The organism is Wenzhouxiangella psychrophila (genome assembly GCF_042310375.1).
Classification (GTDB): domain Bacteria; phylum Pseudomonadota; class Gammaproteobacteria; order Xanthomonadales; family Wenzhouxiangellaceae; genus Wenzhouxiangella.
The window spans coordinates 1-19,808 of sequence record NZ_JBHJMQ010000004.1 but is presented as its reverse complement, the minus strand read 5'-3'; the positions used below and the strand labels follow the sequence as shown (position 1 = coordinate 19,808).

The 19,808-nt window shown below is 59.4% G+C and carries 23 protein-coding genes and 1 pseudogene; 16 read left to right on the top strand and 8 right to left on the bottom strand.

Going from position 1 to position 19,808, the window contains the following annotated elements; translation table 11 throughout:
* Positions 1 to 32: 32 nt before the first annotated feature.
* Together ACDC66_RS06730 and ACDC66_RS06725 are read left to right on the top strand one after the other, a co-directional pair.
* Positions 33 to 398: a response regulator transcription factor gene (locus ACDC66_RS06730; protein ID WP_376695925.1), complete on the top strand. Its 366-nt coding sequence runs from the start codon at positions 33 to 35 to the stop codon at positions 396 to 398.
* A gap of 141 nt (positions 399 to 539) precedes the next feature.
* On the top strand, positions 540 to 1,226 hold the full coding sequence (locus ACDC66_RS06725; RefSeq protein WP_376695924.1) for a helix-turn-helix domain-containing protein: 687 nt from the start codon (positions 540 to 542) through the stop codon (positions 1,224 to 1,226).
* A 13-nt stretch (positions 1,227 to 1,239) separates the two neighbouring features.
* On the opposite strand, the gene ACDC66_RS06720 is transcribed toward ACDC66_RS06725, so the two are convergent.
* The 3 genes from ACDC66_RS06720 to ACDC66_RS06710 all read right to left on the bottom strand — a co-directional run bounded on the left by ACDC66_RS06720 (position 1,240) and on the right by ACDC66_RS06710 (position 5,198).
* Positions 1,240 to 2,385 (bottom strand): choice-of-anchor V domain-containing protein, encoded by a 1,146-nt coding sequence (locus tag ACDC66_RS06720; RefSeq protein ID WP_376695923.1) that lies wholly within the window; start codon positions 2,383 to 2,385, stop codon positions 1,240 to 1,242.
* A gap of 68 nt (positions 2,386 to 2,453) precedes the next feature.
* Positions 2,454 to 4,712 carry a choice-of-anchor F family protein gene (locus ACDC66_RS06715; RefSeq protein WP_376695922.1) on the bottom strand — a complete coding sequence of 753 codons (2,259 nt, stop codon included), beginning with the start codon at positions 4,710 to 4,712 and terminating at the stop codon, positions 2,454 to 2,456.
* 33 nt (positions 4,713 to 4,745) lie between these two features.
* Positions 4,746 to 5,198 carry a glycine zipper 2TM domain-containing protein gene (locus tag ACDC66_RS06710; protein WP_376695921.1) on the bottom strand — a complete coding sequence of 151 codons (453 nt, stop codon included), beginning with the start codon at positions 5,196 to 5,198 and terminating at the stop codon, positions 4,746 to 4,748.
* A gap of 260 nt (positions 5,199 to 5,458) precedes the next feature.
* Here ACDC66_RS06710 and ACDC66_RS06705 point away from each other — a divergent pair, with 260 nt between their 5' ends.
* The 3 genes from ACDC66_RS06705 to ACDC66_RS06695 are packed head-to-tail and all read left to right on the top strand — an operon-like array spanning position 5,459 to position 7,712.
* Entirely contained in the window at positions 5,459 to 6,256 is a 798-nt protein-coding gene (locus ACDC66_RS06705; RefSeq protein ID WP_376695920.1) for a class I SAM-dependent methyltransferase, read from the top strand.
* A complete protein-coding gene (locus ACDC66_RS06700) occupies positions 6,253 to 6,993 on the top strand; it encodes a Crp/Fnr family transcriptional regulator (protein ID WP_376695919.1) in 741 nt (246 codons plus the stop codon). Before ACDC66_RS06705 ends, ACDC66_RS06700 begins: the two co-directional genes overlap by 4 nt.
* Positions 6,990 to 7,712: a Crp/Fnr family transcriptional regulator gene (locus tag ACDC66_RS06695; RefSeq protein WP_376695918.1), complete on the top strand. Its 723-nt coding sequence runs from the start codon at positions 6,990 to 6,992 to the stop codon at positions 7,710 to 7,712. Before ACDC66_RS06700 ends, ACDC66_RS06695 begins: the two co-directional genes overlap by 4 nt.
* Here the strand turns inward: ACDC66_RS06695 and ACDC66_RS06690 are convergent.
* From ACDC66_RS06690 to ACDC66_RS06680, 3 genes are read right to left on the bottom strand one after another with little or no spacing between them, the layout of a single operon-like run.
* Positions 7,709 to 8,143 carry a host attachment protein gene (locus tag ACDC66_RS06690; protein ID WP_376695917.1) on the bottom strand — a complete coding sequence of 145 codons (435 nt, stop codon included), beginning with the start codon at positions 8,141 to 8,143 and terminating at the stop codon, positions 7,709 to 7,711. The two genes, ACDC66_RS06695 and ACDC66_RS06690, sit on opposite strands and share 4 nt — an antisense overlap.
* 10 nt (positions 8,144 to 8,153) lie before the next feature.
* Positions 8,154 to 8,354, bottom strand: a complete 201-nt coding sequence (locus ACDC66_RS06685; protein ID WP_376695916.1) for a dodecin family protein — start codon at positions 8,352 to 8,354, stop codon at positions 8,154 to 8,156.
* 12 nt (positions 8,355 to 8,366) lie between these two features.
* Entirely contained in the window at positions 8,367 to 8,813 is a 447-nt protein-coding gene (locus tag ACDC66_RS06680) for an Hsp20/alpha crystallin family protein (protein ID WP_376695915.1), read from the bottom strand.
* A gap of 193 nt (positions 8,814 to 9,006) precedes the next feature.
* Between ACDC66_RS06680 and ACDC66_RS06675 the strand changes: the two genes are divergently transcribed.
* The 4 genes from ACDC66_RS06675 to ACDC66_RS06660 all read left to right on the top strand — a co-directional run bounded on the left by ACDC66_RS06675 (position 9,007) and on the right by ACDC66_RS06660 (position 12,554).
* Entirely contained in the window at positions 9,007 to 9,900 is an 894-nt protein-coding gene (locus ACDC66_RS06675) for a DUF4097 family beta strand repeat-containing protein (protein ID WP_376695914.1), read from the top strand.
* 117 nt (positions 9,901 to 10,017) lie between these two features.
* Positions 10,018 to 10,260, top strand: coding sequence for a hypothetical protein (locus ACDC66_RS06670; RefSeq protein WP_376695913.1), 243 nt, complete (start codon positions 10,018 to 10,020; stop codon positions 10,258 to 10,260).
* Positions 10,261 to 10,363: 103 nt separating this feature from the next.
* Positions 10,364 to 11,620 carry a putative bifunctional diguanylate cyclase/phosphodiesterase gene (locus tag ACDC66_RS06665; RefSeq protein ID WP_376695912.1) on the top strand — a complete coding sequence of 419 codons (1,257 nt, stop codon included), beginning with the start codon at positions 10,364 to 10,366 and terminating at the stop codon, positions 11,618 to 11,620.
* Positions 11,621 to 11,855: 235 nt separating this feature from the next.
* Positions 11,856 to 12,554, top strand: a complete 699-nt coding sequence (locus ACDC66_RS06660) for a Crp/Fnr family transcriptional regulator (RefSeq protein WP_376695911.1) — start codon at positions 11,856 to 11,858, stop codon at positions 12,552 to 12,554.
* A gap of 19 nt (positions 12,555 to 12,573) precedes the next feature.
* Here ACDC66_RS06660 and ACDC66_RS06655 read toward each other — a convergent pair whose 3' ends face one another.
* Positions 12,574 to 13,911, bottom strand: a complete 1,338-nt coding sequence (locus tag ACDC66_RS06655) for an HNH endonuclease signature motif containing protein (protein WP_376695910.1) — start codon at positions 13,909 to 13,911, stop codon at positions 12,574 to 12,576.
* Positions 13,912 to 14,103: 192 nt separating this feature from the next.
* Here ACDC66_RS06655 and abiEi point away from each other — a divergent pair, with 192 nt between their 5' ends.
* From abiEi to ACDC66_RS06620, 7 genes are all read left to right on the top strand, one after another.
* Positions 14,104 to 14,646 (top strand): type IV toxin-antitoxin system AbiEi family antitoxin, encoded by a 543-nt coding sequence (gene abiEi / locus ACDC66_RS06650; protein WP_376695909.1) that lies wholly within the window; start codon positions 14,104 to 14,106, stop codon positions 14,644 to 14,646.
* Complete coding sequence (locus ACDC66_RS06645) at positions 14,639 to 15,559, top strand: nucleotidyl transferase AbiEii/AbiGii toxin family protein (protein ID WP_376695908.1); 921 nt, start codon at positions 14,639 to 14,641, stop codon at positions 15,557 to 15,559. Before abiEi ends, ACDC66_RS06645 begins: the two co-directional genes overlap by 8 nt.
* A 46-nt stretch (positions 15,560 to 15,605) precedes the next feature.
* The gene (locus tag ACDC66_RS06640; RefSeq protein ID WP_376695907.1) at positions 15,606 to 16,103 is read left to right on the top strand and encodes a plasmid pRiA4b ORF-3 family protein; all 498 of its coding nucleotides are present in this window, start codon (positions 15,606 to 15,608) and stop codon (positions 16,101 to 16,103) included.
* A 111-nt stretch (positions 16,104 to 16,214) separates the two neighbouring features.
* A complete protein-coding gene (locus ACDC66_RS06635; protein WP_376695906.1) occupies positions 16,215 to 16,406 on the top strand; it encodes a hypothetical protein in 192 nt (63 codons plus the stop codon).
* A 64-nt stretch (positions 16,407 to 16,470) separates the two neighbouring features.
* Positions 16,471 to 16,758, top strand: a complete 288-nt coding sequence (locus ACDC66_RS06630; RefSeq protein ID WP_376695905.1) for a hypothetical protein — start codon at positions 16,471 to 16,473, stop codon at positions 16,756 to 16,758.
* Between the two features lie 179 nt (positions 16,759 to 16,937).
* Positions 16,938 to 17,432 carry a hypothetical protein gene (locus ACDC66_RS06625; RefSeq protein ID WP_376695904.1) on the top strand — a complete coding sequence of 165 codons (495 nt, stop codon included), beginning with the start codon at positions 16,938 to 16,940 and terminating at the stop codon, positions 17,430 to 17,432.
* Positions 17,433 to 17,541: 109 nt separating this feature from the next.
* A complete protein-coding gene (locus ACDC66_RS06620) occupies positions 17,542 to 18,231 on the top strand; it encodes a hypothetical protein (protein WP_376695903.1) in 690 nt (229 codons plus the stop codon).
* A gap of 796 nt (positions 18,232 to 19,027) precedes the next feature.
* On the opposite strand, the pseudogene ACDC66_RS06615 reads toward ACDC66_RS06620, so the two are convergent.
* Positions 19,028 to 19,808 (bottom strand): annotated as a pseudogene (locus ACDC66_RS06615) (hypothetical protein); the annotation flags it as partial.

The window sequence follows — 19,808 nt, the reverse complement described above, 5'->3', positions numbered from 1 at the left end:
GGGTAGCGATGCACCGTCAACCAGACTTGCCCATGATCTACGTCGTTGATGATGATGAGGCAATCCGAAGCAGTTTGAGCATGCTGGCAGAAGCTCGCGGTTGGGAAGCCAGGACTTTTTCTTCGGCAATCGAGTTTCTGGCTGAACCCGTATCCGGCGAATCTCGTAGCGCCTGCATGGTGCTCGATCTGAACATGCCGGAGATGAATGGGGCGGAACTTCTGGCGGTGCTGCGGGCATCCGGTCGCCACCTGGCCACCGTTATTCTCACCGCATGGCCCGATAGCCAACTTGCAAGACGCGCGCTGGAGAGCGGCGCGAATCGAATTCTGGGCAAACCCCTGGAACCCAGCACCTGGCTCAATGCCGTCGAGGATTCGCTCTCTTTGACCCGCTGACCCGACCCATGTAAGGGAGTCCCCTTATTGGCGGACTGCCTGATACTCGCTACCTTAATACAAGGGTGTTCTGTGCGGTAACACACAGACTGCCCGTGTAGCCGTTGGCACCATCCCGACTAGGTTCGGGAGGAGGTAGTAGTGACTCAGCAGATACTAGCCCTGCACGGGAACGCAAAGGAAGTCTCGGCACGAGCCACTTCCCGCCCGGGCCGAATGGTCGGCAGTCGCTCGCGACGCCGCATTCTCCAGACCGGGGATCACCTGTTTCAGGCCGGAGAGCTCTACCAGGAAGCCTTCATCATCCGGACAGGACATCTCAAGAGCTACCGGATCCACCGCGACGGAGAAGAACAGATTCTCGGCGTTTACGGCCCCGGTGACGCGCTCGGCTTCGACGCCTTGTTCGGCAAGGTGGCCAGCTGCAGCGTTGTAGCGCTGGAGGTTGCGAGCATCGAGATAATCGACCTGTATCATCCTGATATGCCCGCCAACCCGCATCCGAATGGCGACGCCACCCTGATCGCCGGCATGTACCAGGAGTTGCAGCGCATGTGCCGACTCCTCCAGCTGGATCGCCATCCGGCCGAGCGTCGCCTGGCCGAGTTTCTGCTGGATTGCTCCCGTTCCGAATCCGAACGGGGCGGAAGCCGCTCCAATTTGAGGCTCTCTTTCAACCGCCGCGATCTGGCACGTTACCTGGGCCTGGCACCCGAGACCCTCTCTCGAACCTTCAGTCGATTTCAGGAACAGCACATCCTGTCGGTCAACAATCGCGAGATTCAGATCATCGATCGCCAAGCCCTGGTAGCCGCCGCCGGCGAGTAAGGCAGTTTCGCCTTCAGGGCAGGGCCTCGAAACGGTCGGCATGGATCAATTCCTTCCAGGCGGCTTCCGCGCTCCCGATCGAGAATACGTCCAGGCCCGGTGTCTTGCTCCAGACGCGATAGTGATACTCGAGTTCAGAAGCAAGTCCGCCGTCGGGTGCCGTGGTCGAATCGCCTTCATAGACCAACGTGGCGTCCGGATCCTCCGGTGATGCCGGGAACGCACCAACCTTGCGCAAAAGACGATATTCGCTGCTGGTACCGCTCCACTCGAGAACGATTTCCGAACCCGAGACCGGGCTGACAGTCAGTGCCGACGGATCGTTCGGTAAGCTGCCTGCATCGTCCCGGGCGGCTTCGTTGGAGTAGAAGGAATCATCCGGCACCTTGCCCCAGGCGGCGAAGAAGTACCGGGTGCCCGGGGTCAGGCCGGTCGCTGTGGCGCTTGTATCCGGCCCCTCGTAGACCAGTTCGGCCCCAGGGTCGGTCGGGCTTTCGGGAAAGCCACCTGTCTTGCCCATGACACGGAAATGCTCACCCTGGTTCGAACCCGTCCATGCCAGCGGTATTTCGGTCGCGCCGGCATTCGCCTGATCGGCGTCCAATGAGCCGGGCGCGGGTGGCCCGACCGTGATCGTCAACTCGGGAGCAAAGTTCCAGCCGACCTGGGTGCTGCGATGTCCGGCATCGCCGGCGGCATAGATGGTGTATTCATCACCGAGCGTTGCGCTGGCCGGCATCGACAGGTCGATCAGGTAGGTTACCGAACCGTCAATGGGAAACCGTAGCGGAAGTTCGCTGTTGTTGTGGACGATCTGCGTGTCGCTGTCGGCGGTGGCCGTCGGCTCCCCGGCGACGTTGACGAAGATGGGCTGATCCCCTGGATTCCAGGTGACGGCAGCGGCAAAGCCGCCCCGGGCCGACGCATTGCTGATGTTGTCGATGAGGACCGAGTAACGTGCGCTCGCTCCCGGAAGCACGCCGCTGTCACCCTGGACTTGCACGTCGACCACGCCGGGCAAGGCACCGTGACAGCTCGCACAACCATTGCCCGAATCACCGGGCCGTAAAGTGGTGTTGATGACGCCGTAGGAGTTGGCATAAACAAGCTGAGCGGGCACCAAAAGCCAGCAGGCAACCATCACGAAGCGGACATGCACGGTAATGACTCCGGAAAGACCAGAACAGGGCGGTCTCCCGCCCGCGCGGGGCGGGAGACCTTGCCTGATCATTCGATTACGGCTTCGAAACGATCGCTGAAGATGAAGTCGAAGTCTTCCGGCCATTCATCCACGCGCACGGTGATCAGTGCAACGTTGGATTCCGTTCCATCCACATCCTCGGTGACTCGGTAGGTGAAACGTTCGAACCCGAGGAAACCTTCGCCGGGCGTATAGACAATGGTGTCGTTCTCGACGACAGCCGTGCCGCTAAGCGGGGCATCCACCACCGTGACCGTGACGTCTGCCGGGTCGATCGGGAGGTCTTCCAGCGTGTCGTTGGCAAGCACGTCGATGGTGACCGGAATCTCCCGGAAGGTCTCGGCGAAATCGTTGTTGGCCACCGGCGCATTCGGTACCGGTTCGGGATTGACAGTCACCTTGACTGTTGCCTCGTTGGAGACTTCGCCGCCGATCTCGACCGTGTAGTTGAAGGTGTTGTCACCCTCGAAACCGGCATCCGGCACGTAATCCACGGTATTGTCGGTGGCATCCAGCGTGGCCGTTCCATTGGCCGGCTGGGAGGTGATCACGACCGTGGATACAGCTGGGTCGGGATCGATCAGAGCGCCGTCCAGCAGGTCATTGGCCAGAATATTGATGGTGACCGGCTGTTCGAAATCGGTGACGGCGATATCGTTGATGGCGACCGGTTCACCCGTTGCCGGCATGTAGCTTTCCAGCGTCGGCGGCTCGTTGCCGGGCAGTGTCCATTCCGGATCCTCGCTACCGGCAATCTCGCCCAGCCCCAGGCTGCTCAGGGAAGTCGGGATCAGCCGCAAGGTAAGGCTGTCGTAACGCGGCAACCCGGTCTCTTGATCAACGATCTCCTCGCCGATATAGATATAAGTATCCATATTGGCGCCGCTGAGATCGTCGCTTAGGACGCTCTCGTAGCGCGCTGGATCCAGTTCGTCGGGGACATTCTGTCCCAGAAGTAGGGTGGCCCACTGCTGGAGCTCAGTCAGCGGTACCACGGAGAACGGATCGGCGCCGGTACCCGGATCGCCGGCCTGGCCATAGCGCCAGTCACTTCCATCCCACCAGGCGACCACAGCGTCGGACTCCGTTTCCGGATTGCCGTCCTCGTGCAGCGCGATCACCGTCGGGACCAGCAGATCGGGCAGCATGTAGCCAAACAGATTACCGGTCAGGCCGGCACCGGCCGCCTGCTGGTTGGGCATGTCGAAATAGTTGAGGGTGATGGCACCGATGCGACCGTCGGTCACTTGGTAGCCGCTTTCAATGTACTGGCTCTTCTCGGGCCCTTCCACATCCTGGGGCGGGAAGATACCTGCGGCCGCATCGCTGAAGAAGCCGGGATCGAAGCGCGGACGCAGGCCGTCGTCGAACAATTTCGGAGCGAACGTGGCGTAACGGTTTTCCTGCCAGACCACGCGGTCCGGCGCACCGGTCTCACCCTCGAAGAATTCGCGTGGCACCGCGGAACGCATCTCGAAAGCCACGCCGTCTTCTTGAAAGGTCAGTGGCACGAAGTCATCGCCGACACCTGTCCCCAGTTCAACACGCAGACTGACAATACGCTCGTCGGTGTTATTGATGAACTTCTGGATCACCCGATAGATACGGCCAATGCCGTATTCCTCGCGAAAGGCTTCCAACGCCGCGCCACCGTCGTCCGCGGGATCCTTGACGCCCTTGTAGCGGATATCCTTCATGCCGGTGTCGAACACCAGGTCAATGGGCTCATCGGCCTGGGTGACTTCCAGGAAGTAGCGCTTGGAACTGCCCTGGGGATCGCTGCATGTTTTTGGCAACAGTTCACCGAACTCTTCGTCAATCCGCTCACCCGAAGCCATGATGCAGTTGGCCACGGGGAACTCATAATCGTCGGTCACCGCCTGGATCCCGGGCGGGCGACCACTGCCGTCATCCAGTGCCCAGCCAATGAAAGCCACGCTACCCACGCCGGTCTCACCGGTGTCCGCTTCCTTGGTGGCCTGATCCGGATAGATGTAGGTCCGACCCAGCACTTCCTCACTCTGTCGAGTATGCCGAATGACCGCGGTCGTCGTGGCAGTGTCTTCGACAACCGTGCGTGCATTGACGTCGTTCCATTCGGTAAGCCGCGGAACCGGAACGTCAACGAAAGTGGTCGGCTCCGGCTCCTGGGCCGATACACCAAAGGTCAAAATCAAGGTAACGAGGCCGACGAGGGTTTTGCGGGTCAGCGCTCGGTCTCCCTTTCTGATGTCCGCTGGAGCGGCATCGGCATTAAGGGGACTGGCAATTCGCCGTTCAGACATAAGAAATATCTCCGTTCTGGATGTTGGGTTGATTCATTCGATGACACGCCAACTGCCGTCGGCCTGACGGCAGGCAGTTCCGTAAATCTGTTCGGTTCGACCGCCGATCTCGGCATCCAGGACGTATTCCCGGCAGGGACCATCGGCCGACTTATAGGTTCGGGTGGGCTCCATCCGGTAGTCATAGCCGGTGTCGGGGTTGGTCCAGGTAGTGGCCACGCCTGTGCGGGTGGTCTCGAGCGTGGCTGACATCTTCATGCGATCGAGTTCGTCCATCGAGCGGCCGATGGAACTGCCGACAGCACTGCCGGCGAGGGCACCGATGACGGTTGCCGCGGTGCGGCCGCGACCACTGCCGACCTCGCTGCCGAGCACCCCACCGAGCACACCGCCGATGATCATGCCCACTTCTTCCTTTGGGCCGGTGGCGCAACCCGGAAGCGACAACACCAGCGCCAGCAACAGGACTGGAAAAATGGCCTTCACTGTTTTGGACCCTCTGATATAAGGCAATAACAGCTATATTAGATGCCGCGCACTTTGAGGCTGGTGACATAAATCAACGAAAGCGCAGTTTCCTGGCACTCCCCCCGACAGCGCTCTCTCCCACAGTGAGGCCACGCTTTAAAAGGCATTAATGTGCGGAATCGCACAGAATGATCCTATTGGGCTAATGCAATCTGCAGGTTCGTTCACGGACGTCAGACGTCCCGCATTGGCTTGAGAGCCCATCGGATGAGGCAGACATGGGATTTATTGGTGGCAGTCTGGGAAGCGCCCTTCTCAGGGCAATTGCGCCGCCCCCTCCGGAAAGGGGAGGCGACCCCGAATCGGGCCAGGATCTCAAGCTGGAACGCTACTTCGGGCCTGAATTCCTGGATCACCTGAGGGGCAAGACCTTAATCGATTTTGGCTGTGGTGACGGCGTTCAGGCAGTCATGATTGCAAAGCAGGTACCGGACTGCCGGGTGATTGGACTCGACATCCAGCCCCGCTTCCTTGAAAAAGCCAGGGTCCGTGCCACGCGATCGGGCGTTGCAGATCGCTGTCATTTTGCCGAAACCACCGACGAGCGCGCTGACGTCATCATCAGCATCGACGCTTTCGAACATTTCAGCGACCCCGCGAGCATTCTCGAGACAATGAGCGGGCTGCTCAAACCCGGGGGAGAGGTGATGGCTTCCTTCGGCCCGACATGGCTGCATCCCTACGGCGGTCATCTCTTTTCGGTATTTCCCTGGGCGCACCTTATCTTCACCGAGCGCGCCCTGATCCGCTGGCGTGCCGAGTTCCGTCCCGACGGAGCCACGCGCTTCTGTGAAGTGGAAGGGGGGCTCAACCAGATTCGCATCGCCGATTTCGAGCGTCTGGTCGCGGACAGTCCGCTGGCTGTCGACTGGCTCGAAAGTGTGCCGATTCGAAACCTCTCTTTCCTGCGCTGGAAGCCCTTGCGCGAGTTCGGTTCCAGCATCGTGCGCTGTCGTCTGGTTCGCAGGGAAGGGTTACAGGGGCAACCCAAAGCAGTAGGAGAGTTGGCAGCATGAATTCATCATTGGCCAGGATTTCACCGCAAGAACAGCAAGCCAGGGCGCCCGAGAGCAACCGGATCCTTCGTGGCCTGAGCCCGGCGGATCGCGCCTGCATCCTTCCTCATCTGAGCCTCGTGGAGTGGCAACGCGGGGATGTCATCCACGAAACCTGCACCCCGCAGAAGTATGCCTATTTCCCGCTGGATGCCCTCGCATCGATCGTGCTGTTCCTCGAGGACGGGCACAGTTGCGAGGTCGCGATCGTGGGCAACGACGGTCTTCTGGGAATGTCCACCTTCACAGAGACGGAATCGATGCCCGGCTACTCGATCGTACAGGTGGCCGGCAGCGCCTATCGGCTCAAGGCATCAGCGTTGCGTGAGTTCGTCGGACGCAACGAGTCGTTTCGGATGCTACTGCTGCGCTATACCCAGGTACTGCTCACCCAGATCGGAGTGTCGGCAAGCTGCAATCGCTATCACACCATCTACCATCAGGTGGCGCGCTGGCTCCTGACTGCCGCGGATCATCTGCCGCACGGTCAGCTCGAACTCACCCAGGAACAGATTGCCCACAGCCTGGGTGTTCGGCGGGAAGGCGTAACCGAGGCCGCCGGCCGGCTCCAGAAAGCGGGGCTGATCGGCTACCGACGCGGGCACATCAGCATCATCGATCCCAAAGGCCTCGAACGCGTATGTTGCGAGTGCTACCAGACAGTCAAGCGCGAGACGATGCGTCTCTTGCCTGTATGATGGAGAAGGCCGCCGCCGATATTTCCGAGATCGGCCCCGCCGGCCGGGTTTACGACACCGCCCGCGGCAATCGCTTGCTCGAATGCCTGGCCTTGAACGACCTGGCCGGCATCGTTGCCGTGGGCGAGTTCGCAAGCTTTGGAGCGGATGTACACGTTGCGCGGGGCGGAGATGTTGTCGATGAAGTGTACTTCCCGGTCAGCGGCTACGCCTCCCTGATGGCATCGGACACGGACAATACGGGCTTGCAGGTCGCGATGGTTGGCACCGAAGGCCTACTCGGCTGGGAATCACTCCTGGGCCGGACAACTTTCCTGCTCGATATCTACGTTCCCGAAAAACTGCGGGTGCTCCGGATGAATGTCGAGGAAATCCGAACCCTGGCGCTCGGAAACGAGCCCTGGCGGATGGCCCAGCTGGGGTCCCTGACAAGGCTCTTCGCCGTGGCCACGCGCAGCGCCCTGTGTGCCCGATTTCACTTGCTGGAGGCCCGGCTGGCGCGTTGCCTGCTCGAGATCCACGATCACCATCCCGAAGTTCCAATCAGGCTGACTCAGCATACCCTGGCCAACCTGCTCGGGGTTCGGCGCAGCGGTATCTCCACCGCTGCCACGCACCTGCAGGTGCTGGGTCTGATCCAGTACCGACGGGGCGCAATCAGGATTCTCAATCGCCAGGAGCTGGAAGCGGCCGCTTGCGATTGCTACCGCCAGCCCTAGAGGTATTCGGGGAGTTGCGCACGGATGGCCGCGGCGTCCAGTCGGGAAACGTTCTTGGCCGTCTCGCTGCGGATCAGTTCACGGGTTTCTTCGTCCAGGTGGCTGCGAAGTACACCCATGAAGTGCGGTGCAGCCAGCACATGCAGACGATTCAGGCTACCGTCCAGGCGCGCCTGACGTAGTCGTCCGGCAAGTTCCGCTGCCATTACCTTCTCGGCGTTCTCGCGCTGGCTGTGCGGCTCCGTCATCGAGAACCGTCCGGCGCGGGAACGATTCAAGCCCCGACCGGGTCCGTCCGACACCAGATCCTGTTCGCGCAGACGTGCGTCCGGGTTGATCATCACGTCGAACTCATCGATCGACTGACTCTCGCCCTTGCAGAACAAGCGAACACGGGTGCTGTCGGCCACGACAACCCAGCAATCTTTCATGGCTTGAAGGCTACTCGAGAATGAAGCTGACGCGCATCGTCACGCGGTAACGCATGATGTTGCCGTCTTCAACAATAACCTTCTGCTCGGAGATCCACGCGCCGCGGACGTTCTTGAGCGATTTTTCAGAACGCTCAATGCCCCGGCGGATGGCATCCTCGAAACTCTCGGTGGAATCGGATGTGATTTCTACGACTTTGGCAACACTCATCAAATTATCTCCTTAACCCTTGATTTCGATCTTGCGGGCCACGGCTTTCTCGGACTTGGGGACATGGATCTCCAGCACGCCGTCCTTCATCTTGGCTTCGACACCGTCGTCAGCCGCATCGGGCAGCGAGAACTGGCGCGAAAAGCTGCCGGAGAAACGCTCGACCCGGTGAAAGTCATCACCCTCCTCGCGATGCTCTTCCTTGCGACTACCGCGGATCGTGAGGATGCCCTTTTCAAGGGTCACATCGATATCCTTGGGTTCGACGCCGGGGATATCGGCATGAACAACGTAGCCCTTCTTGTTTTCCTTCAGATCAACGGCCGGGGCCCAGGACTCGCCGAGGAAAGCTTCATCGGGAAAATCCTCGAACGGCCAGTCGGCCAGGGACATCAGGCGGCGAAGAGCGTTACCTGTTGCAGGCTGGGTACTGCGTGTGCGTTTGTGGGGAAGTGCCATGATCAATTTTCCTACGTTGGAGCCGGCCTCTTCGTTTGACGATACGCCGTGTCGCGTCATGCCGCATTGACGCAGGTCAACGGAGCGTAAGCCTGTGCCTGCAAAGTGCACCGGGCGTGACCTCTGGCACGTGCGTCCGGGCCGGGCCCGTGCTTGAATATCACTACATTGACCCGTCAAGTGAGGCAGTCCCATGTCCATTCGAAGCACACTCATCATGATCTCGGCCATTCTTCTGGCCGCGTCCTCGGCGGCAGCTTCCAACGAAGGCATTTCCATTCCCGCCGGCGCCGCCCACGAAGGCAACCTGGAAACCCGAAACGGCGCTATCCGGATCGGTGACGAAGCGGTCATCGAAGGCGCCCTGGATAGCCGCAACGGCAATATCACCACCGGCACATCCGTGCGCGCAGGCGATGTCTATACACGCAACGGCGCCATCGTCCTGGGAGAGAACGGCCGGTACGGCCGCGTCGAGTCCCGCAATGGCCGCATCAAGCTGGGCGACGGCACTTCCGCCGATGCAATCGAAACGCGCAACGGCGGCATCCTGATCGGCTCAAAGGCCCGCACCGGAGAACTGGCTTCCAGAAACGGCGGCATCAGCATCGCGCCCGATTCTGTCGTTGATGGCGCGGTCGAGACCCGCAATGGCGGCGTCTCGCTCGAGTCCGGCAGCCGCGTTGCCGGCCGTATCAACACGCGCAACGGCGCCGTTACGCTCAGTGGCGCCACGGCCGAGGCGGGCATCCAGACCCTGACCGGCGACATCCTGCTCGAGGCGGGCAGCCGATCGGGCGGCGACGTGGTTATCGAGGTCAGGGAAGAAGACGCGGGCAGCGGCGGCAGCTTCTTCGGACTGGGCGGCAGCCAGACCTGGCCCGAGTCCGGCGATATCCGCATCATCGAAGGCAGCCAGGTCGACGGCGATGTTGTTCTGATTCTGCACGCCGACTATGACGAGGCCATGCCCACAGTGGAGATCGGCAGCGATGCAGTCGTCACCGGCAACCTGCGCATCGACAGCCGCGCGGAGTTGATCGTTGAAGGCACCGTCAACGGAGAAATCGAACGCGTCACTCCCTAAGGCCGGGCATCAATGCTGCCCGCCGCACCGCGGCGGGCGAGTGCGCGGGGATGGGTAATTGGGGTACGCTTGCCAGGAACGGGTCAAAGCCCGATTGGCAGACACACCGGTACCGCCATGATGACCATCCGTATCAGCAGCAAGACCATTCTGTCGATCAGCCTCTGTCTCCTTCTTGCCTGCGCCTGCAGCGACGGCACCGCACCCGATAAGGTCGAGGCGACCGAAGCCGAGTCACAGGAAGATACCGACGGCGTCTACCAGCGCCCGGTCGACAAGGCTCGCAATGTCGAAGACCAGCTTCAAGAAGGGGTCGATAAGCACAAGCGCGACTTGAGGGATCAAGAGGGCGGGGGCTGACGAGACGAACGGGAAGATGTGCTAACGTGAACTTTCGAGTCGGCTGAAATCTTGGGAAGGGGCAGGCCGGATCGACTGACAATCTTTAAGAAGGAGGGTGATCGTGACCAAGCACGATCATGCATCGCGCGCGGGCGTTGGCAAGATGCACGAGGGTTTCCTCGCGTATCGCGCGTTGAGAGCTTCCGTCGGCCTGTCGCGACGGACGTCGTTAAGCGCTATCGGCATCGGGCTGGCGGTTTCATGGCTACTGGTTTACGCCAGCGGCGGTGCCGGCGTCCTGGCGCCACACTGGTACTACCTGCCCATCCTGTTTGCCGCCACACGGTTCGGACGCGTGGCGGCCCTGATCGTCGCCTGCATTGCCGGGATTCTCGCCGGCCCCTTGACCCCGGCCGATGTCTGGGAGGGCCGTCCGCAGGAACTCGTACAGTGGCTATCCCGTGCCGGCTTCTTCATCCTCATCGGACAGGTTTCCGCCTGGCTGCTGGCGCCGACCGTACGTCACCCGCTGGCAGAAGAAGTGCGGCGCCTGGGAATTGAACACCGCATCCGCTCCGCCTTGAAGCAGGGTGAATTTTCGCTGGTCTACCAGCCCATTCATTCGATCAGCCGTGGCCGACACGTCGGCGTCGAAGCACTCATTCGCTGGGAGCACCCCACGCGCGGCACGGTCCCTCCCAACGAGTTCATCGGCGTCGCTGAAGAAACGGGCCTGATCCACGAAATCAGCGACTTCGTCCTCGAGGAAGCCTGCCGCCAGGCGGCAGAATGGCGGCGCCTGGCCGAGTCGCGCGGTTGCGAGCCCTGGCATGTCGCGGTCAACCTTTCGGCGCGCGATATGGAACGTCCCGATCTGGCCCGCCTGGTGGAGGACGCCCTGCATCGACACAGCTTGCCGCCGGCGCTTCTGACGCTGGAAATGACCGAATCAGCGCTGGCCTACAAAGGCACAAGCCTTCAGCTTTATCAGCTGAAAAAGCTGGGCGTCAATCTGGCCATCGACGATTTTGGAACCGGCTATTCTTCGCTGTCCTATCTGAAACGATTCAAAGTGGACATTCTGAAAATCGACCGCTCACTGGTATCCGATCTCGGCCCCGACGACTCCAGCCAACGCCTGGCCCGCGCCATCGTCGGCCTGGCTGAAACCATGGAGCTGACCACCATCGCCGAAGGCATCGAAACCGCCGAGCAGCTCGAAATCGGCCGCCAGCTCAACTTCGACCTGGTCCAGGGCTATCACTTCGAACGCCCGCAGGCGGGCAAAGATATCCCCGGGCTCATGCTCGCAGCGAGGACACCAGTCGGCGAAGTAGCGCCGGCAAACAGGCAGCAGAGAAACCAGGGAGAGACCTGAGAAAGCCAGGCTTCTAACTGAAAGAGCGACTCCACCACCAGATCGTCGTCGATACGCTCGCCATGCCAGTCGGGAATACACGTTTCCGCTGAAACCTCTTGCAGCCCGGACCCGATCTCCTGAGTAAGGGGACTCCCTGATTGCGGATCGCCGGTTCTGGGACTAACTTTTGGTTGGCGATTGGTCAATAGGAGGCTAATCCCTCTGCTTTTTTCGTGAATTTCAGGAGAGGGCTATGAAGATGGGCCCGGAACGGAATGACTTGCTTTTCCTCCTGCCTCAACAGGCGAAAGAGAGGCTGTTTCCACTGCTGCGCGAGATCGAGCTGCCAGGAGGCATGGAGATCCATGGCGCCGGCCTGAAAGAGGGTTTCGTCTACTTTCCGGCCGACTGCATCATCGGGCATGTGCACGCCACGTGCGATGGCCACACGTCTGAAATATCGGTCGTGGGCCGCGAAGGCGTCGTCGGGCTCTCGGTGCTCATGTGCGCGGGCAGTACACCCAACCGGGCCGTTGTCGTGAGTGCCGGTACGGCCTACCGGCTGCCGGCCAACGCTATCAAGCGTGAGTTCGAAAACGATCCGGCTATCCGCAAGCTGATGCTGCGCTACACCCAGGCCCTGTTCACCCAGATGGCCCAGACCGCACTGTGCAATCGGCACCACAAAATCGGGCAGCAACTGTGCCGCTGGCTGCTGCTCTCCCTGGACCGACTGCCGACCAATGAGCTGACCGTGACCCAGGAGCTGATCGCCAACATGCTGGGCGTGCGCCGCGAAGGCGTGACCGAGGCAGCCGGCAAGCTGCAGAAGCTCGGTGCCATCAGCTACCGGCGCGGGCATATCACCGTGCTCGACCGTCCGCGGCTGGAAGCACTCAGCTGCGAGTGCTACTCCGTGGTCAGGGAAGAAACCAACCGCCTGGTGGCCTAGGCAAACCCGAGCGGGCCACTCAGGCTTCGAACTGATAGAGCAACTCCACCACCAGATCGTCGTCCATACTCTCGCCATGCCACTCCGGGATACACGTTTCCGCTGAAACGTCCGCGCCGGCGCGGCGGTTGCCGGTCATCAGGGCAAACACGTTGCCGCGGTAACGTGTTTCCGGTGCTTCGGGAATGAACCGGCCGCGCCGATCGTAGAACTTCGGCACGCCATCGGCCCCCATCAGCACATCGAACCCGCCCTCGTGCACCGCACGATGATGGTGCCGGCACAGGGTCACCAGGTTGTCGAGCTTCGTCTCGCCGCCATCAGCCCAATGCACGACATGATGGGCATCGACATACTTGCGCGCCGTGCAGCCGGGGAAGCGACAGCCCTGATCCCGCCGCTGCAATGCCCGCCGAATGGCCGGCGGAATCGAGCGGGTCTTGCGGCCGACATCCAGGGTGTCTCCACTGCCGGACTCTTCCCACGGCACGACCCCGCAATCACACGCCAGGCGCCGGGACGTTTCCGCTGAAACGTTTCCGCCACGTTCCAGCGATGATTCCGCGCCCTCACCATCGGCGCGCAGGGTATCGACATCGGTATGCACATGCACCGTGCAGCGATCCCCGCCGTTCACCGTTCCGCCTTCCCCGGAAAGAAAGCGATCGGCCAGAAGCTCCACCGCATCGGCCCGTTTCTGCGCAATGGGGCAGGGCATGGGCTTGTCGAAATCCGGCTCCGGCGACGTTTCAGCGGAAACGTCCTGCTGCTCGGCCTCGATCTCGTCCACGGCCGCATCCATGGCCTTCATGATGCGCTCACCCTGTTCCGGCGTGAAGCGGGCATACAGCGACCAGCAACCGTCCTCGTCCATGCGCCAGACCACCCGGCGACGCTCATGCCGCTCGTTCTCGGCATCCAGCGCCTCGTTGCGCTTCGCCCGCCTGAACTGCCGCACCGCGCGCTCAACGTGCGCGGCCGTGCCGTGCAGGGCGATCGTCAGCAGGAGATCCTCGTTCTCGGCCGTAGCCACCCGAGTCATCGCCCGAACCTTGGAATAACTGATCTCACCCTTCGAAAACGACGCACTGACATTCGGCAACTCCCCCAGCGCATGCGCCACCCGCACCTTCTCCCGCGCCGCGTTCAGGCCGATACCGCATTTCCAGTTCAGCCAGTGCGCGCAGGACCGCAAACCGGGTTCGGCCCAGCCGTCAGATTCGTCAAACCGGCGAATCAGGGCCAGGAGACGGTAGTTGGCGGCATGAATGTGCGCGGCCAGCTCGGTGATCTGATCCTCCAGTTCCCGGATCTCGTCATCGGGCGGGGTAGGGGTAATGGGGGTCGTCAACGCCATGATTTTTCCCTCGCTAAACTACTATATAAGTATACAGTATTGGGCCTTAAGCATCAAGAAATCATGGGGTTAGCTGCTTTCCGGATCCCGACCAGGCAATCCGCGAAGGGCCGAACGTTTGCCTGCAAGCCGAGGCGTGACAAGTGAACATAAATACCCCATAATTGGGACATTACTGTCCACTTATTGCCGATGACCAGAAACGAAGCTATCCAGAAGCTGGCCGAATGGGACCGCAAGGGCCGCTGCGTCTTCGCGACCCAGGACCTCGCCAGGCTTTTTCCGGACGACAGCCCGGGCGCGTTCAACAAGGGGCTCGACCGGCTGGTCGAAGCCGGTATTCTGCGTCGTGTCTGCCGAGGCATTTACGTCAACCCGAACGCCGCCAGCCGTGACCGCTTTCTGCTCGAGCGAATCGCCCTGGTGCTAAGGCGAGGCGAGTACAGCTACCTGAGCCTGGAGTCCATGTTGTCCGAGTTGGGCGTCATCTCTCAGATTCCGCTGGACCGGCTGACCGTCATGACGACCGGACGAAAGGGTGAATACAAGACGCCCTATGGCGTGATCGAATTCAACCACACCAAGCGAGCAATCAGCGACGTCCTGGCGCATAGCTACCATGTCGAAGGGCGGCCCATGCGGATCACGGATGCCGCCACGGCCTGGCGCGATCTCAAGCGGGTCGGTCGCAACGTTCACCTGGTCGACGAGGAGGCGCTGACCGACCATGGCTAAAGAGACATTCGATGCACAGGTCGAGCAGGCCATGGCCGCCGGCGAATACGCACACATGCGCCCGGTCATCGAAAAGGAACTGCTTCACTACGACATCCTTCATTCACTGGATCGCCATCGCCTGCTCGATCGGCTGGTCTTTCAGGGCGGGACCTGCCTGCGCCTGATTCACGGGGCACCGCGGTTCAGTGAGGACCTGGATTTTGTCGGCGGCAGCGATTTCGCGACCGACGAACTGCAAAGCCTGCGCGAATGCATCGAGCGGGACATCGGCAGTCGTTACGGCCTCGAAGTGACCGTCAAGCCGCCCAAAGCCGTCAAAGCGGATGCCGGCGAGCGGGGCATTCGTGTAGACAAGTGGCAGATCAGCATCATTACCGCGCCGGAGCGGCCCGATATTCCGCGACAGCGCATCAAGGTGGAGGTCGCGGCCATTCCCGCCTGGACGCGCGAGACGCATGCACTTCGACGCAACTACGATTTTCTTCCCGACGGCTACGAGGACATTCTCGTGCCGACCGAATCACTCGACGAGATCATGGCCGACAAGCTGGTCTCCCTGGTCAATTGTCGCCGCTTCGTGCGCCATCGCGACATCTGGGATCTTCGCTGGTTGATGCAAAAAGGCGCACAGCCAGACCGGGCCCTGATCGAACACAAGATCGAGGACTACCACGTCGAACACTGGCCGGAATGGGCCGGGGAGATGCGGCGGCAGCTGCCCGAAATCATTCACGGCGAGGACTTTCGGAACACGCTGACCCGTTTCATTCCGGTCGACGTGCAGGCCCGCACGCTGGATCGGGAGGGCTTTCTGGAACATCTGCTTCGGTCCACGGATCAGCTCTTGCAGCGCGCGATGCATCTGATCGAAGGGCAGGGTGCGGAGTCGGACGAGGACTATCGAATCTGACTGTGGGCCTGTTGCGTTGCACGTTTCCGCTGAAACATCGACCAACTTGCTTGACCCGAACCGCTTGCTAATGCGCTGCGGAATCATCATTGTTCTCAAATCAGCTATGAACGAAGCAAGCTTGAGAACAACACTTTTCCGACAACACCGAGTGAATCCAGGTAATGCCCGGAAAGAATCGTCATCCCGCCCTGCGTCTCCGAATTACCCTGGAGGGCATCGAGTCTTTCAATACCTCTACGATTTCGGGGATGACTGGATCCACCGGATCGAAGTCGAAGACACCAACGTGTCAGCAGACCCCGGCTGGATCCCCTGGCTAATCGATGGCGCCCGGCGCGGCCCGCCGGAAGATTGCGGCGGTGTCCCCGGCTACCAACGGCTGATCGAGGCCGCGAACGCACCACCCGAAACCCTCAACGAGGATGAACTCGACTTCGTGGGATGGGCCGGAGATGGTTTTGATCCGGAGGAGTTCAGCGTATTTCAGGCGCGGCATTCGCTACTGCTGTCTGCTGGGTGGGGGTGTTTGAAAGGGCGGTGAGGCGACCGATACTACTACTGGCATCAGCTCCGGCGCGTATGCTAGGCTGACCCGCAAACCGGCCGAACTTGGGAAGGGGCAGGTCGGGTTTGTAGATTACTGAAGGGAGAAATGATCGTAGCCAAGCGCGATCAGGATGGATATCGGCGTTGGCGATTCTTGTCCAGACACTGCGTTGAGCAGGCCGCTCCTGGCGTGTTCTATATCGGCGTGGGACTGGCAGCCATCCAAATGGTGTGCGGCGAGACCAAAGAATATGCGGCATTCCGCTCTGCCAGTGAGAATTCTGGCCTTTTGCGCTGATATTCCATACCGGATCCCTTTGCAAGAGAATTAGTAGTTATGAACACAACATGAAGGAACTCAGATGACTGAAAACTGGGAGACGGTATTTGAAATCCAAGTCGACGGCCGCGACGTCAAGGGGGAAAGGTTGTCTGAAGGCGGCTATAAGGTTTCGTCCACGCAGAAGGACGATTATCCAGGCAATGTGTCAAGCGAACCCGGCAGTCACACTATAATTCCACCGAGCGCGGCTGGAACACCATTCGAACTAGATGCTGAGAACCTTGCGGAACTTGAGAAGCAGCTTGTTGAATCCAAGGAATTCTCACCGGAACAAGCGAAACAAATTGTAGAGACGTTTGATTCATAACAAATCGCTGAAGGACGTTCCGGCCCTTCGGGCCTCCACCGGACGCAGCTAAAGCTGCGCCGCTTAGCTCAGACGTTAGCGGCTGATCAATGAGCACGAATCGCGTATCGAAGATACCGAAAACAATATTCGCGCTTCTTCGACCCGCTGTTTGGGCCATGGCTTCGAGGCTCTTCGTCTTGACCGCTGGACGAAAGGGCTCCGAAAAGTTCAAACCAAACGTACAGTCTTTCTACGAAACCGGAATCGTCGCTTCATTGTATGAGCATCTCTTGATGAGTCCAGAATTGGCGCATCTAGATATTCGACACGAAATGCCGTTTCAAGGACCACGAGGCGCCCCTAAGCGCGTTGACATCTGGCTTCGACCGGCGAATGGGGGATACCCACACCTATTGGAAGTTGGAGATTTCAGGGTTAAGAAAATTCATGATGACGTTTTGAAGATGAAACGACTTAACCCAAACGGCAGTAATTGGTTCCTGGCTTTTTTTCGTAAGCCGCAGGCTGCTAATGATCCAATGCGGATTTTGCGACAATCATTAAAAAGAAAAGACGGCATTAGAAAAGATCGCATTGAAGCAGATGAGCGTCTGGTGGACAGTTTTGACGTGTATCGACCTTCAGGAGATCATGATCGTTTCGGGGCGGCCTTGCTTCGAGTGAAGCAATAATGCATCCGCTACCAAAAGCCTCAACGCGGCCCGGCTTTTTCCGCTGGCGCTCCAAAGCCGGCCGGCTGCGCTAGTCGTTAGGCAGAATATTGGACAGGTAGGAAGAATAGTGGATCGAGAACTGTTGTTGATTCGTCTAATGGAGAGCCGCCGAAGCCATTTGCACCGAATGCAGGCGATCGCATTGAGTGGATGGGTGATCGGCCAGGCCGAGCAGTCAACAAACGATGAGGAACTCGCCAAGGCAGTTACCAAATTAAACGAGTGCTTGCAAGAGCTTGATATAGAAGCCGAGCAGTATCTATCCGGGCTATTACTGTTCAATTTGGTAAGCGAGGTTGAGCTTTATTTCACGGATATCGTAAAACACGTAATCCTGGCTTATCCCAAAAAGCTTGGCTCAGTCGAGTTTAGGTTGAGTGAAATACTTGACAAGCCTAGGAGTGAGCTGGTTCAGGCGGCCGCTGACAATTGGCTAAATGCTCTTTTCTACAAGAAGCCGTCTGAATATCTTGAGCGTCTTTCTGGGCTTCTAGCTGTACCGTCCGCATGCATTGGACAGACATGGCCGCGATATATAGAAGCTAAAGCAAGAAGAGATTTGGGGATTCATTGCGGTTGGACTGTAAACGAGACCTATTTGCGAAAGACAAGCGAAGCCGGGTTCGAATCTGATCTCGGACTTGGAGATCAGGCCTGGCCGTCGCATTCATATGTTCAAAATGTTTGGGACACGTGCGCTTCTCTGGTAGACGCCTTCGGCTCCGCTCTTGAATCCAAGCACGTAGATAATGTTTGACGCTCCCTAATTGGATTCTGCACCTTGGCTTAACTAGCCACTCAAGTACGTTCCGGCCCTTCGGGCCTCCACTGGACGCGGCTAAGGCCGCGCCGCTTAGCTCAGACGTTAGGGGCCAATGCGACAGCTACCACACCTCGATCGCGACTTTGAACCTGTCCCCTTAACGTTTGAGGAAGGTGTGTATAGAGACGTTTTCGCCTCCAAAAACAACAAGTCCGTAGCCGAGACGCTCGAACATCGGAGGTATGCTTCTCTGAAAGTTGAGTTTACAACTGCCCATCCGGAACTGCTACCTGCTCGCTTAGGTGAGGCGTTGCTCGAACTGAAGAACGCTGGCGATCAAATCTACAGGCGCTTTCTTAATAGGTATGGCGATCTAAGCTATTCGCTATTCCGACTCAAGGATAAGTCTCTCTGGCCTCTGAAGGGTGTGTACACCTATTACCGGGGAGACAAGCTGGTCTACATTGGACGATGTAGAGACTCAATGAAGAAGCGAATTGATCAAGGGTACGGAAAGATACATCCGAAGAATTGTTATCTCGACGGTCAGGCCACAAACTGCCATCTCAATAATTTGGTGACGCAGGCGCGTCCAGATATTTCTCTCAGGATCTGTCCTATGGATGACCCAACGGAAATCGAGTTAGTGGAGCGAGAGTTAATCCGTGCACACCATACAGATTGGAATATACAGCGCGCCTAACATGAAGCTGAAGCAGGCCAGGCAACCTGTGAGCCCGCTTGCTTGCGCGAGCTCCGCGCCAGAACGTCCTGGCAGCCCAACTTGGTGTTAACCTTCTCTCAATCGAAACTGCTTGTTGTCATCTTCGCCGACCATTCCGAGATCGGTAAGGGCATCTAGCACCTGGGCAACTGATTTCTCCGGCTTGCGTTTGAATCGCGTGGCGAGGGTAGTGGCGTCCATGGGGCCGGTGGCGAGTTGGTCGCGGACGGCTCGGATTTGGGCTTGTAGGGTTTTGGGCCACGTTAGTTTTTTGGTGGTTTGGTCCTTTGGTGTTTTGGTGGGGGACTCGCCTTCGGCTTCGTCGGTTGCCAGTTCGCCTTGTTGGGCGGTTTCTTTCGGGGCCTGGTAGTCGGGGCGGAGCCAGCGGATTTTGCCTTTGGCTTCTTCGGCGGCGCGTTGGTGGTTTAGGTCGACCAGGCGTTGGAGGAGTTCTTCTTCGGCTTCCAGTTGGTCTTCGGGTTTTTCGGGCCAGGGGGTGGTGGCGCCGGGGCAGCCGACGAGTTTTTCGGACAGGTCGTCCCAGCCGTAGGCTTGGAAGACGGCGCGGTCGAGGTCGTCGTGGAGTTCACGCAGGACGGATACCAGGCCCTGTTCGTGGATTTCCTTTTCCTTGTCCGTCAGGGATTCTTCGCGGCGCAGTTTTTCCAGGACGTTGTACATGCCGGTCAAAGTTAGGCCGGAGTGTTGATTCTGTTGGCGTTTGCGGTGAGAGTCGAGTTGCTCAGCCGAGCCTGTCCCGATTTCTGTGTAACCGCCCGCCTTCATAGTTGATCGGTGACCCGATCTTCGAATTGGATAATAAATTGGTTCAGCGCGGCCTTCCACT